Source organism: Micromonospora sp. NPDC005173 (assembly GCF_040608515.1).
Classification (GTDB): Bacteria; Actinomycetota; Actinomycetes; order Mycobacteriales; family Micromonosporaceae; genus Micromonospora.
Genome location: NZ_JBEXIK010000026.1, coordinates 1 through 12545, shown reverse-complemented (window position 1 = coordinate 12545; position 12545 = coordinate 1). Strand labels below are relative to the sequence as shown.

Genomic DNA, 12545 nt, shown 5'->3' with positions numbered 1-12545 from the left:
CGGTCGGCCGGTCCGGCGGTGCCGCGTCCGAGGGCCGGACGCGGCACCGCCGGCAGATCAGCCCTCGGCGGCCTGGGCGGCGGCGTAGTCGCGGGCCACCCGGACCAGCTCCACCAGCCCGCCCGCGTACTCCTGGGACTCGCCGTGCGCCTCGTCGAACGGCGGCTGGAAGCCGACGCCCTCCCACTCGCCGGTGGCCGGGTTCCACCGGTCGTTGCCGACCTCGAAGTCCCAGGCGAAGATGCCCAGCTCGTAGTAGAGCTGGTCGGCGGAGTTCCCGGCGGCGGAGTAGAGCACGTCGGCGACCGGGCCGGTCTGCGACGGCCAGGTGACGGTGCCGCGCTCCTGGGCGATGGCGCCGACGATCCGCCGGGCGCTGTTCAGGAACAGCGTCGACTCGTCGATCGACGGCCGGGGCAGGGTGATCCGCCCGTCCGCCCGGTACGCCCCCGGCGGCCACATGAAGTACCCGCCGTAGGAGTGCACGTTCATCGCGAACTTGATGTTCGGGTGGGCCTGGGCGAGCGCGACCACGTTCCGGCTCTCCGCTTCGGACAACTCGGCGGTGCCCGCGTAGTTGCCGGAGAGGCAGTTGGCGCTGGCACCCACGTAGCCGTCGAAGTACGACCCGACGGTGTAGTTGCGGTTGATGTCGACGCCCCACGAGTTGCGGTTCTTCGGGTCGCGGGCCGCCCCTGCGCAGTGGTTGACCAGGTTCTTGCGCTGGAAGTTGAAGTCGTTGAACGAGTAGTTCGCGCCGTCCGGGTTGACCGTCGGGATGACGAAGACGTCGACCTGCTCCAGCAGCTCACGGGTGGCCGGGTCGGTGCGGGCGTTGGCCAGCATCCGCTCGGCGAACTCCAGCGTCACCAGCGGCGTGGCCCACTCCCGGGCGTGTTCCTGGGAGTACGCCAGCACCCCGACCCGGGAGCCGTCCCGGTGCACGCCGAGGCGCAGCGCCTGCACCGTCCACGGCCGCGCCGGCACCTCGGTGCCCTGGAGGCCGTCGTCGAGCCGGGCGGGGCCGGCGACCGGCATCGGCAGCCCGGCCGAGCCGTCCTCGACGGTGGCCCGGAAACGGTTCGGTTGGCGGGCGTTGATCGCCGCCGCGACCTCGTCGGTGGTGCTCACCGTCTTGCCGGCGGTGTCGGTGGCCAGCGAGACCGTGAGGACCCGGTCGCGGTAGCCAACGGTCAGCGGGCGGTTGCGCCGGCCCGGGTCGACCGTCCGCACCTGCACGCCGTTCATGCTCTGGTCGCCGAAGCGGACCGACTCGACCACCACGGCTGCCACCGCCGGGTCGCCCAGGTACGCGACGGCGTTGCGCCGGTACCCCTGGGTCCGGTTCGGCAGGTCGATCACGTCCACCAGGTCCCGGTACTGGCGGGCCAACCGCTTGATCCGCGCCTGGATGTCCACCGGCGTCAGGTACGCGTCGATGAAGTCCTTCTGATAACCAGCCGGCAGCGGCGGCGGGGTGGCGTTCGGCCAGAGCGCCGGGGTGACCACCCGGCTGACCCCGCCGAGGCTGGAGGTGGCGGTGAGCTGGACCGGTCGGTTCGGCACCGGTTGGGGGAGAGCGTAGTGGTACTGGTACTCGCCGGAGTCCTCGAACCGGAACAGCGGGAACGTTCCGGTGGCGCCATCGGCCGTCCGCCAGCTGACAGTGATCTCCACGTCCGGGTCGTCGGTGGCGGTGGTGGCCACCTGGGCCTGCAGGAACGTCTGCCCACCCGTGGTCCACCAGTACGCCTGCTGGACCTGGAGGGTGTCGACGGCCGTCGCGGCGGCGGTGGTCCGCTGGCCGGGGGCCGCAGCGCTCAGCCCTGCGGCGGTGCGGGCCTGTGCCGCGCGGATGCTGTCGGCGTGATGCCGGCTGCCGTCCCCGGCGCGCTGCACGATCTGCACGGCCGTCGCGCCCTGCGCGGTCAGGTCGGCGAGTTGGGCGCCGTTGAGCACCAGGTCGGCGAGGATCCGCCCGTCCCGGGCCCGAGGCCGGTTGGCCAGGTCGGCACCGGCGGCGACCAGCCGGTCGAGCTGCGCCTGATCGCGCAGTTGCACCCGGACCAGGGCGGTCTCGGTGCTGGTCAGGGTGACCGGTGCGGGTGAGGCGGCGGGTGCCGCGGTGCCCGGACCGGGGTGGGACAGTACCGCGCTGATCAGGATCGCTGTGGTGGCGGCAGCTGTCCACCGTCGTCGGACGATCATGTGCCCTCCTGACGGACGTCGATGTCACTGGTCCTTACACCAGTGCATAGATCGACACCTGTCAAGACACCCCGGTCGGGTGGCCGGGATCGGGCGGACGCGAGTGCTCTCGGAGCGGGGCGGGCTGTGCCGCCCTGTCCAGGGCGACCCGATCGCTGCGAGTGGTGGACAATTCGCCGCATGACCCTGTCGGCGGCACGTCCGGACGTTGCTGGTCCGCCCCGGCCCGACCCGAGGGCTTCGCTCCTGGTGATGCTCGGCTGGTACGGCGCGCTCGTCGTGTCGTTCGGCGTGTATCTGAGCCTGCTGTCCGGGGACGTCCCGGCGGACTGTCACGAGGGCTGCGACTCCGACCGGTCGGGGATGCTGATGTTCGGGCTCTACACGGCCACGCCAGCGCTGTTCCTCGCCCTGCTGATCAGTCTGGTGGCGCTCTGGCTCCTGGTCACCCGTAGCCGGAGGCGTTCCGCGTTGCTGACAGGCAGCCTGTCCGCCGTCCCCGCACTGGTCGTGGCCGGCATCCTCGCTGCGATCGTCCTGCCGTCTTGACTGACCGCACCGGCAGCGGCGCACGCAAGACCGAAGCGGGGAGCAGCCGACCGGCCCAGGTATCGGCCACTGGTACGTGGATGGCACGGTGACCGGAGAATCATGAGATCAGACTGCCCATGCCGCCGACCTGGGCGCATGGGGGTCTCGCAGCGGAAATCCTTCCGACATCCCCCAACGCTTCCCCATCGTCTGTGGACCTCTGGCGGACTGGATGCGGCCGTCTCCGCTAGGCGGACGGGGATGGGGCCTCCGGTGGGCTGCCGGCGGCGCGTCGAGCGTCCGCGACGGCGACCCCGAGCAGCACGACGGCAGCGGCGATGGCGGCCAGCAGCGGCGGGCCGAAGAACAGCGGCGGCGCCAGCAGAGCCAGAGCGGCGATGCCGACGAGCCGGCGCACGGCGAGCCGGTTGAAGACGACCCGTTCCAGCCGACTGCGGCCGAACAGGAAGACCGCCGGCCCGCCGAGGATGACCGCGAGCCAGGCCGGCACGGAGGGCCCCTCGGGGTGCGCCAGCACGATTTCCGAGCCAGCCGCAGTGGCGGTGATGCCGAGCACCATGAGCACGTGGGCCACGCCGACGATACCGCCGGCAGCTGCTCGGTTCGACGCCATCTCGACGGCTTCGGCCAGCACCTGGCCAGCGCGATAGAAGTAGATCCGCCACATCAGCACGGACGACAGGAACGTGATCACCAGGGCCGTCTTTGCGGCGAGCGTGGTGGGGTGATTGGCGTAGGCGAGGCCAATGGACAGCACCGTCTCGCCGAGCGCGATCAGCAACAGTTGCTGGTAGCGCTCGGGGAGGTATCGGCTGCTGGCCATCGCCCACGCGCTGGTCGGTGGTCGGCCCATGCCGGGTACCGGCCATCTGAACCGCGCCACGACCATGTCCACGGTGATGGCGATCAACCACAGGGCGATCCGGTGGTTTCCGCGCATCGCCGCCCCGGCGAGCCAGATCACGCCGGAGACGCTGGCCCAGATGGCCAGACGGGTGTAGAGCGCCCGTACTTCCTTGTGCTCCCGCAACAACGGCCGGAGCAGCAAGGGGCGTCCGATGTGCAGCACCACGTACACAACGGCGAAGGCGGCGCCGCGTTGCTCGAACTCGTACAGGGACGTCGCCATGATCAGCAGGCCGAACGCGCTGACCAGGACCAGCAGCTGAATCCAGCGGTTGCGGTAGTCGAACCGGCTCGTGACGTACGCCGTGGTCGTCCACAGCCAGAGCAGCGGCAGGCCCAGAACGACGACGTCCAACAGCGCCAGCCAGCGCATGCCAGCGCTGTCGGAGAGAAGTTCCGGCACCATCCGGCCTACGACCCCGACCAGGGCGAAGACCAACACCAGGTCGAAGAACAGCTCCAGGAAGCTGGCCTGCTGAGCGTCCTCCTCGCCGCGCAGGATGTCCCCGGTCTGCGCCGGCTCCGATGGACGCCCCATCCGCCCATGGTTGCGGGACGTCGCCTTGCGCGCACCGGTTTCGCTGTTTCATCGATCGGCGGCGAAGGCGGGCGCCGCTGCGTTCCGGCAACTTCGCTCGGGCGGTGAAGTGGACCAGAACAGTCGCCTCGCTGGGCCTGGCCGGCTTCCACTTCCACGACCTGCGCAGTGGGGGAGAAGCGAAAGGCCCAGGTGCCGCGATCATGCGGTCGACCTGGGCCTTTGTCGATGGAGCGGGCGACGGGAATCGAACCCGCACCGTCAGTTTGGAAGACTGAAGCTCTGCCATTGAGCTACGCCCGCGTGCATCCCACCGGAACGGGATGCGCCGACAGCGTACCCAATGCCCCTGCCGACCGCGCAGCCACGCCACCGCCCTGCGCCACCGCGTCGCCCTGTGCCGCGTCGCGATGTGCCCAAGATCCACACAACTTCAGGGATGTAGTGGTCTCCGCGCGCCGGGAGGCCACACTTTCCCCGAAGTTGTGTGGATCTTGGGCGCCGCCCGCGGCTTTCGGGGGATTGTGTCCGGGTGGGGGCGGCCCCGGCACGTCCCGGGAGCGGCGACGGCATAGACTGCACGTCGCCACGGGGTGTGGCGCAGCTTGGTAGCGCACTCGCTTTGGGAGCGAGGGGCCGTGGGTTCAAATCCCGCCACCCCGACTGTCGTCCGCGGCCGGGCAGCCCCGGGTGCCGCCCGAGTTTTCCGTGCGGTCCCCGGGCGATGCCGGAGCGTCAGGCCGGCTCACCTACACTCGATGGGCTGAATCCACGCCCAGACTCAACTGAGATCCGTCAAGGAGTACGCCTGTGAAGAGCACCGTCGAGACTCTGAGCCCGACGCGCGTGCGGCTCGCCATCGAGGTGCCGTTCGTCGAGCTCGAGCCGAGCCTCAAGAAGGCGTACCGGGAGATCGGTTCGCAGGTCCAGGTCCCGGGCTTCCGCCGGGGCAAGGTGCCGACCGCGGTGATCGACCAGCGGGTGGGCCGGGGCACCGTCCTCAACGAGGCGGTCCAGGACGCCATCCCGGAGAACATCCTCGCCGCGGTACGCGAGCACGACCTCAAGACGCTGGGGCGTCCCGAGGTCGAGATCACCGAGTTCAACGACGGTGACTCGCTGAACTTCACCGCCGAGGTGGACGTCCGGCCGGAGATCACCCTCCCCGACGCCACGACCATCGAGGTGACCGTCGACGAGCTGCAGATCGACGAGAGCGAGATCGACGAGCAGGTGAAGAACCTGCGTGAGCGGTTCGCCACCCTCAAGACCGTCGAGCGCGCCGCCGCCGAGGGCGACTTCGTCCAGATCGACCTGAACGCCACCGTCGACGGCGAGGACGTGCCGGGCGGCCAGGCGAGCAACATCTCCCACGAGGTGGGCAGCAAGCAGCTCCTGCCGGGCCTCGACGAGGCCGCGGTCGGCCTCGCCGCCGGTGACAGCACCACCTTCACCACGCAGCTGGTCGGCGGCGACTTCGCCGGCCGGGACGCCGAGGTGGCGGTGACCGTGCGCACGGTCAAGGAGAAGGAGCTGCCGGAGCTGAACGACGAGTTCGCCCAGATGGCGAGCGAGTTCGACACGATCGAGGAGCTGCGCGGCGACCTGCGGGCGCGGGTCACCCAGGGCAAGCAGGTCGAGCAGATCTACGCGGCTCGGGACAAGGCCCTGGCGGAGCTGGTCGAGGCCGCCGAGGTGCCGGCGCCGGAGGGTGTCATCCGCGAGGAGGTGGCCAGCCGCAAGCAGGCCATGATCGATCAGCTGGAGCGGATCGGCGCCTCGATGGAGGAGTACCTCGCCGCCGAGGAGAAGACCGAGGAGCAGATCGACGCCGAGCTGACCGAGGCGGCGACCGAGGGCGTCAAGGTGCAGCTTCTGCTGGACACCCTGGCCGACGCCGAGGACGTGCAGGTCTCCGACGACGAGTTCGGCCACGAGATCGTGCACCGGGCGCAGCGCGCCGGGATGGCCCCGCAGCAGTACTACGACCAGCTCATGCGCTCCGGGGCGGCTGCCGCGGTCTTCGGTGACGTGCGGCGGGGCAAGGCGCTCGCGGCAGTCATGGAGCGGATCAAGATCAAGGACTCGGCCGGCAACGAGGTCACCCTTGACGCGCTGCGTGCGGCCAACGAGGCGGAGCACAACCACGAGCACTGATCGTCGGGTGCGGCCGCCGTCCGCCGCTGTGCGGTGGACGGCGGCCAAATCCTTTTCCGGGTACGCCCGGAAGCCCGCGCCGCGGGTACGCCCGACACAGCTGCGCTGAGAGCGAACAGTGCCCCGACCGGGACTCTGCCGCCCCGCACAGCGGTTAGTGTCGGGAAAGACGGTACGGAGAGCGAAGGGCTGCCATGACCGACATGCACATCCCAGCGAAGCCGCTCCGGGCGATTGATGCCCGAGGTGGCGACACCATTGGCAACCTCGACGACTCGGTCTACAACCGGTTGCTCAAGGAGCGCATCATCTTCCTGGGCAGCGAGGTGACCGACCAGGTCGCCAACCGCATCTGCGCGCAGCTGCTGCTGCTCGCCGCGGAGGACCCGGACCGCGACATCAATCTGTGGATCAACTCGCCGGGTGGCTCGGTCTACTCCGGCATGGCGATCTACGACACCATGCAGTTCATCGACAACGACGTGTCGACCGTGGCGATGGGCATGGCGGCCTCGATGGGCCAGCTGCTGCTCTGCGCGGGCACCAAGGGCAAGCGGTACGCCCTGCCGCACGCCCGGATCATGATGCACCAGCCGTCCGGTGGTCTGGGCGGCACGGCGTCCGACATCGCCATCCAGGCGGAGCAGATGCTCTACACGAAGCGGATGTTCCAGGAGCGGGTCGCGCACCACACCGGCCAGAGCCAGGGGCAGATCGAGGCGGACTCGGACCGGGACCGTTGGTTCACCGCCCAGGAGGCCATGGACTACGGCTTCATCGACAAGGTGATCATCGGGGCCGCTCAGGTTCCGGATGGCGCCGGGACCCTGAGCTGAGGAGCTGACGATGACCGATCTGAGCTTGCCGCCCCAGTTCGCGGCCGTGCACAACCGTTACGTGCTGCCGTCGTTCGTCGAGCGCACGTCGTACGGGGTCAAGGAGTCGAACCCGTACAACAAGCTCTTCGAGGACCGGATCATCTTCCTCGGCGTCCAGGTGGACGACGCGTCGGCCAACGACGTGATGGCCCAGCTGCTGACGCTCGAGGGCACCGATCCGGACCGCGACATCATCATGTACATCAACTCGCCGGGTGGCTCGTTCACCGCGATGACGGCGATCTACGACACCATGCAGTACGTCCGCCCGGACATCCAGACGGTCTGCCTCGGGCAGGCCGCCAGCGCGGCAGCGGTGCTGCTGTCGGCCGGCACGCCGGGTAAGCGGATGGCTCTTCCGAACTCGCGGATCATCATCCACCAGCCGGCCACCGAGGGCGGCTACGGGCAGGGCTCGGACATCGAGATCCAGGCTCGGGAGATCCTCCGGATGCGTACGCAGCTGGAGGACATGCTCTCTCGGCACTGCAACCGGCCGATCGAGCAGGTTCGCAAGGACATCGACCGTGACAAGATCATGACGGCCGAGGAGTCCAAGGAGTACGGGTTGGTCGACACGATCCTGACCAGCCGCAAGAAGGGCCTGCTGGCAGCCAACGCCGCCAGCTGAGCAGCACCGGGTCAGAGGTTGGCCGGGGCATCGGTTCCCGGCCGACCTCTGACACACCCGTTTTGGGGGTCGGAGAATGCCCCGCCAGCGGGTAACGTCGGGTCCGTACCGCTTCGCCGGTTGGGCCGGCGGGGGTGAACGGAGCGGGACGGCGCGCAGCGTCCGCAGGTCAGGGCCGGGTCTCCGGCCGATGAGTGCAGGGAGAACGTAGGTGGCACGGATCGGTGACGGCGGCGACCTACTGAAATGCTCCTTCTGCGGCAAGTCGCAGAAGCAGGTGAAGAAGCTCATCGCGGGCCCTGGGGTCTACATCTGCGACGAGTGCATCGATCTCTGCAACGAGATCATCGAAGAGGAGTTGGCCGAGTCCGGCGAGGTGAAGTGGGAAGAGCTTCCCAAGCCGATGGAGATCTGCCAGTTCCTCGACAACTACGTCGTCGGGCAGGATCAGGCCAAGAAGGCGCTCGCCGTCGCGGTCTACAACCACTACAAGCGGATCCAGGCCGAGGCGGCCGGCGCGCCGGGCTCCGGCAGCGACGCCGTCGAGCTGGCCAAGTCCAACATCCTGCTGCTCGGCCCGACCGGGTGCGGCAAGACCCACCTGGCGCAGACGCTGGCCCGGATGTTGAACGTCCCGTTCGCCATCGCCGACGCCACCGCGCTGACCGAGGCGGGCTACGTCGGCGAGGATGTGGAGAACATCCTCCTCAAGCTGATCCAGGCCGCCGACTACGACATCAAGCGCGCCGAGACCGGCATCATCTACATCGACGAGGTCGACAAGATCGCCCGCAAGTCGGAGAATCCGTCGATCACGCGGGACGTCTCCGGCGAGGGCGTGCAGCAGGCCCTGCTCAAGATGCTCGAAGGCACGGTGGCCAACGTGCCGCCGCAGGGCGGTCGCAAGCACCCGCACCAGGAGTTCATCCAGATCGACACCACCAACGTGCTGTTCATCTGCGGTGGTGCCTTCGCGGGGCTGGATCAGATCATCGAGTCCCGCACCGGGCAGGGCGGCACCGGCTTCGGTGCCCGGCTCCGGTCGGTCTCCGACCGGTCGACCGATGACATCTTCAGCCAGGTCATGCCGGAGGACATGCTCAAGTTCGGGCTGATCCCCGAGTTCGTCGGCCGGCTGCCGGTGATCACCAATGTGCGCAGCCTGGACCGCAGCGCTCTCGTACGGATCCTCACCGAGCCGCGCAACGCCCTGGTCCGGCAGTACCAGCGTCTCTTCGAGTTGGACGGCGTCGAGCTGGAGTTCGACGAGCCGGCGCTGGAGGCCATCGCCGACCAGGCCATGTTGCGGGGCACCGGTGCCCGTGGCCTCCGGGCCATCATCGAGGAGGTTCTGCTCTCCGCGATGTTCGAGGTGCCGAGCAACCCCGACGCCGCTCGGGTGCTGATCACCCGCGAGGTGGTCCTGGAGAACGTCAACCCGACCATCGTGCCGCGCGAGTTCACCGGCCGTCGGGCCCGGCGGGACCGCGAGGAGAAGTCGGCCTGATCTTTCTCGCGTCGCGCCGGCCCGTTCAGTCCTGACGCGGCCGGCGCGAACGGGTTCGTCGATCCCATTCGCCCGACGGGGTGACCGTCACCATCATCAGCCGTGCCGGTACGTCGGCGTCGTTGCGGTAGCCGTGCTCCCGGTCGGCGTGAAACTCGATGGTCTCGCCGGCCCGGACGGGGTGGTCCTGCCCGTCGACCCGCACGACCACCGCGCCGGTCAGCACGTGCAGCACCTCCCGGGTGCCGCGCGGGTGGTCGGGGGAGCGGTGCGCCTCCCCGGCCTCCATCCGCCAGTCCCAGAGCTCGACCAGATCCGGCTCGCCCAGCCCGCTCAGCAGGTGGCCCGTGCCGCCGCGCTCGCCCTGCCAGAGCACCGGCGCCTCGGCGGCCGAGGTGATCTTCACGGTCCGTTCCTCGGCGGGCTCCAGCAGTCGGGCGATGTTGACGCCGAACGCGTCGGCGACCCGGCACAGCGTGCCGACGCTCGGGTTCGTGCGTGCGCTCTCGATCTGCACGAGCATGCCCTTGCTCACCCCGGACCGGCCGGCCAACTCGTCGAAGGACCAGCCCCGGGCGGCGCGTAGCTCGCGTACCTGCTGGGCCACCGCGGCGGTGACCGCGCCCACCCGGCCGGTTCCGGTCTCGGTCATTAAACTATCCCTCACGGTCACTATTGTGATACGAACACTCCATGCTCCCCATTGTCCTTGCCGCAGTGTCCGCAGTCGCGTTCGGCACCGCCGACTTCTCCGGTGGGAAGGCGTCCCGCCGTGCGGACCCGATCGCCGTGACCGTGATCTCCCAGCTGCTGAGCGTCCCGCTGCTGGTCGTCCTGGTGCTGGTGGTGCCCGGCACCCCGACCGTCGGGGACATCGCCTGGGGGCTGCTCGCCGGGGTGGCCGGCGCGGCCGGGGTCATGCTGCTCTACCGGGCGCTCGCCGGAGGGATGATGGCCGTGGTGGCGCCGGTCACCGCGATCACCGCCGCCGTGGTGCCGATCGTCGCCGGCCTGTTCACCGCGACCTTCCCCGGCGCAGCGGCACTCACCGGGGCGGGCCTCGCCGTGCTGGCGATCGCACTGGTCAGCCTGGGAGACGGTGGTAGCCGGCGGTCCGTCCCGGCGCGGCTGGTGGGGTTGTCCCTCGCCGCCGGCGCACTCTTCGGCGTCTTCTTCACGCTGCTCGGCCAGGCCGATGAGGGCGCCGGCATGTGGCCGGTGGCGGCGGTGCGGGCCAGCTCGATCGCGTTCGGTCTCGCGCTCGCCGTCGGAACCGGTGTGCGGCTCCGGCTCGGACGGCGGGTGCTGGGCTGGGCGGCAGTCGCCGGCCTGCTCGACAGCGCCGCCAACGCGCTCTTCCTCGCCGCCGCCGCCCGTGGCCACCTGAGCATCGTCGCGGCGATCACCGCGCTCTACCCGGCCAGTACCGTGCTGCTCGCGCTCGCCGTCGACCGAGAGCGGTTGCGCCCGATCCAGGTCGCCGGCCTCGGCTTCGCCGCCGGGGCTCTGGTGCTGGCCAGCATCTGAAGCTGTCGGCGCCGGCCCTTCCGGCCGTACTCTGGGCTCATGCGCGTCGCCGTCTGCCAGCTGAACGCCCGGGAAGACCGCAAGGGTAACCTGGCCGCCGCAGAGGCCCTGCTGGAACGCGCCGCCGCCGGCGGCGCGGACCTCGCCGTCCTGCCGGAGTACGTCGACTACCTCGGCCCCGCCGCCGGGTTGCCCGAGCCGGAGCCGGTGGACGGCGAGGTGGGCAGCTTCTTCGCCGGGATCGCCCGGCGACTCGGCATCTGGCTGGTGGCCGGGTCGTTCCACGAGGCCGGCCCGGACCCGGAGCACACCTGGAACACCTCGCTGGTGTTCGACCGGTCCGGCAGCCTCGCCGCGAGCTATCGCAAGATCCACCTGTACGACGTGGAGATTCCCGGCCGGGTCTCATACCTGGAGTCGGCGAGCGTCGCTGCTGGTGTCCAGCCCGTGGTGGTCGACGTCGAGGGCCTCCGGGTCGGCCTGTCGATCTGTTACGACCTGCGCTTCCCGGAGCTGTACCGGCGACTCGCCACCGAGGGGGGCGCCCAGTTGTTGGTGGTCCCGGCGGCGTTCATGCTCCACACCGGGCGGGACCACTGGGAGGTCCTGCTGCGGGCCCGGGCGATCGAGAACCAGTGCTTCGTGGCGGCCGCTGGCCAGACCGGCGACCACGAGCCCGGCCGCACCTGCTTCGGGCGCAGCATGGTGGTCGACCCGTGGGGGACGGTCCTCACCCAGTTGCCGGACGGCCCGGGGGTGTCCGTCGTCGACCTGGACCTCGACCGGCTCGCCGCGATCCGTGCCGAGCTGCCCAGCCTGGCCAACCGCCGGCTCTGAGCCTTCAGCCCTCCAACAGGACGCCGATCGTCGCCAAGCCGGCGATGGCCGCGGCGGTGACCAGCAGGGCGGTGCTCATCCGGGACCGGCCCCGCCGCGCCAACCGCCCTACCGAGAGCACCAGCACGACCAGCACTACCGCGCCGATCACCAACTGCCAGAACGGCAGGAGGAGGCCGAGCAGCGCCTCCTCGGCGAACACCGTGGCGCCGAGCCCGGACTCATCCATGCCTGACACTCTGGCACGCCGACGCGCCCCGCGTCCCCGGCTGCGTGGGACATCGCAGCGCCCTCGCGAGCCGAACCAGTGATGAACCCTGATTTGCCTTCTCGGGGCCGTCCGCGTAACTTTCTCTCTGCACGGGGGAGGCCGGACAAACCGGCCGAGACCAGGCACCAGGCTCGTGGCGGGAACGCCGAGCGAGACTGAGGATCGGGCGGTGCGGAACACTCCGGAAACGGGGTTGCGAACGCGAAGCCGACCGGGTAGAGTTCTGAAGCCGGCAGGAGCCGGGCGGAGAGCCACGAAGTGGCGATCGGCCGGTCTGCGGCTTCCCACGACAGTAACGACCGCCGGGTACGGCGTGCGTCATCGTGGGTCCGGACGAATCACATTGATCGCCTCGAACACGAGGTTGACAATGAAAATTCGACCAAGTAGGTTTGAGCGGTTGCCCCGAAACGGGGTTCCACGAAGTGGAGCTTCTGATCGGTGTGTGGTTGTTCTTTGAGAACTCAACAGGGTGCTTGAAAAGCCAGTGCCAATTATGATTTATACCCCGGACTGGTGATCCTTTTGGATTG

At 69.6% G+C, this 12545-nt stretch carries 11 protein-coding genes and 2 tRNA genes; 8 read left to right on the top strand and 5 right to left on the bottom strand.

The annotated features are described in order from the left end of the window. Positions 1-57 precede the first annotated feature (57 nt). On the bottom strand, positions 58-2208 hold the full coding sequence (locus ABZV00_RS24800; RefSeq protein WP_355610035.1) for a M14 family zinc carboxypeptidase: 2151 nt from the start codon (positions 2206-2208) through the stop codon (positions 58-60). A 180-nt stretch (positions 2209-2388) separates the two neighbouring features. On the opposite strand from ABZV00_RS24800, the gene ABZV00_RS24795 reads away from it, so the two are divergent. Beyond that, a complete protein-coding gene (locus ABZV00_RS24795; protein WP_355610033.1) occupies positions 2389-2757 on the top strand; it encodes a hypothetical protein in 369 nt (122 codons plus the stop codon). Positions 2758-2986: 229 nt separating this feature from the next. Here the strand turns inward: ABZV00_RS24795 and ABZV00_RS24790 are convergent, their stop codons facing one another. After that, positions 2987-4204, bottom strand: a complete 1218-nt coding sequence (locus ABZV00_RS24790; RefSeq protein ID WP_355610031.1) for a low temperature requirement protein A — start codon at positions 4202-4204, stop codon at positions 2987-2989. Positions 4205-4433: 229 nt separating this feature from the next. Continuing rightward, positions 4434-4507, bottom strand: a tRNA-Gly gene (locus ABZV00_RS24785). Positions 4508-4793: 286 nt separating this feature from the next. On the opposite strand from ABZV00_RS24785, the gene ABZV00_RS24780 reads away from it, so the two are divergent. The 5 genes from ABZV00_RS24780 (at position 4794) to clpX (ending at position 9377) form a co-directional block, all read left to right on the top strand. Then, a tRNA-Pro gene (locus tag ABZV00_RS24780) sits at positions 4794-4867 on the top strand. Positions 4868-5014: 147 nt separating this feature from the next. Beyond that, positions 5015-6361 (top strand): trigger factor, encoded by a 1347-nt coding sequence (gene tig, locus ABZV00_RS24775; RefSeq protein WP_328419491.1) that lies wholly within the window; start codon positions 5015-5017, stop codon positions 6359-6361. A 194-nt stretch (positions 6362-6555) separates the two neighbouring features. Then, positions 6556-7197 (top strand): ATP-dependent Clp protease proteolytic subunit, encoded by a 642-nt coding sequence (locus tag ABZV00_RS24770; protein ID WP_328419489.1) that lies wholly within the window; start codon positions 6556-6558, stop codon positions 7195-7197. A gap of 10 nt (positions 7198-7207) precedes the next feature. Next, positions 7208-7870 carry an ATP-dependent Clp protease proteolytic subunit gene (locus tag ABZV00_RS24765; protein ID WP_130339200.1) on the top strand — a complete coding sequence of 221 codons (663 nt, stop codon included), beginning with the start codon at positions 7208-7210 and terminating at the stop codon, positions 7868-7870. 211 nt (positions 7871-8081) lie between these two features. Then, positions 8082-9377: an ATP-dependent Clp protease ATP-binding subunit ClpX gene (gene clpX / locus ABZV00_RS24760; RefSeq protein WP_139588132.1), complete on the top strand. Its 1296-nt coding sequence runs from the start codon at positions 8082-8084 to the stop codon at positions 9375-9377. 25 nt (positions 9378-9402) lie between these two features. Here the strand turns inward: clpX and ABZV00_RS24755 are convergent, their stop codons facing one another. Then, positions 9403-10029: an XRE family transcriptional regulator gene (locus ABZV00_RS24755; protein ID WP_355610028.1), complete on the bottom strand. Its 627-nt coding sequence runs from the start codon at positions 10027-10029 to the stop codon at positions 9403-9405. Positions 10030-10070: 41 nt separating this feature from the next. Between ABZV00_RS24755 and ABZV00_RS24750 the strand changes: the two genes are divergently transcribed. Both ABZV00_RS24750 and ABZV00_RS24745 read left to right on the top strand, forming a co-directional pair. Continuing rightward, positions 10071-10904, top strand: coding sequence for a DMT family transporter (locus tag ABZV00_RS24750; protein ID WP_355610026.1), 834 nt, complete (start codon positions 10071-10073; stop codon positions 10902-10904). 39 nt (positions 10905-10943) lie between these two features. Continuing rightward, positions 10944-11741 (top strand): carbon-nitrogen hydrolase family protein, encoded by a 798-nt coding sequence (locus ABZV00_RS24745; protein WP_355610024.1) that lies wholly within the window; start codon positions 10944-10946, stop codon positions 11739-11741. 4 nt (positions 11742-11745) lie between these two features. Here the strand turns inward: ABZV00_RS24745 and ABZV00_RS24740 are convergent, their stop codons facing one another. Next, complete coding sequence (locus tag ABZV00_RS24740) at positions 11746-11970, bottom strand: hypothetical protein (protein WP_328419478.1); 225 nt, start codon at positions 11968-11970, stop codon at positions 11746-11748. Positions 11971-12545 lie beyond the last annotated feature (575 nt).

Excerpts from the sequence above, each read along its gene's own strand:
- ABZV00_RS24800 (WP_355610035.1), bottom strand. The coding sequence starts at position 2,208 with ATGATCGTCCGACGACGGTGGACAGCTGCCGCCACCACAGCGATCCTG.
- ABZV00_RS24795 (WP_355610033.1), top strand. The coding sequence starts at position 2,389 with ATGACCCTGTCGGCGGCACGTCCGGACGTTGCTGGTCCGCCCCGGCCC.
- ABZV00_RS24790 (WP_355610031.1), bottom strand. The coding sequence starts at position 4,204 with ATGGGGCGTCCATCGGAGCCGGCGCAGACCGGGGACATCCTGCGCGGC.
- ABZV00_RS24770 (WP_328419489.1), top strand. The coding sequence starts at position 6,556 with ATGACCGACATGCACATCCCAGCGAAGCCGCTCCGGGCGATTGATGCC.
- ABZV00_RS24765 (WP_130339200.1), top strand. The coding sequence starts at position 7,208 with ATGACCGATCTGAGCTTGCCGCCCCAGTTCGCGGCCGTGCACAACCGT.
- ABZV00_RS24755 (WP_355610028.1), bottom strand. The coding sequence starts at position 10,029 with ATGACCGAGACCGGAACCGGCCGGGTGGGCGCGGTCACCGCCGCGGTG.
- ABZV00_RS24750 (WP_355610026.1), top strand. The coding sequence starts at position 10,071 with ATGCTCCCCATTGTCCTTGCCGCAGTGTCCGCAGTCGCGTTCGGCACC.
- ABZV00_RS24745 (WP_355610024.1), top strand. The coding sequence starts at position 10,944 with ATGCGCGTCGCCGTCTGCCAGCTGAACGCCCGGGAAGACCGCAAGGGT.
- ABZV00_RS24740 (WP_328419478.1), bottom strand. The coding sequence starts at position 11,970 with ATGGATGAGTCCGGGCTCGGCGCCACGGTGTTCGCCGAGGAGGCGCTG.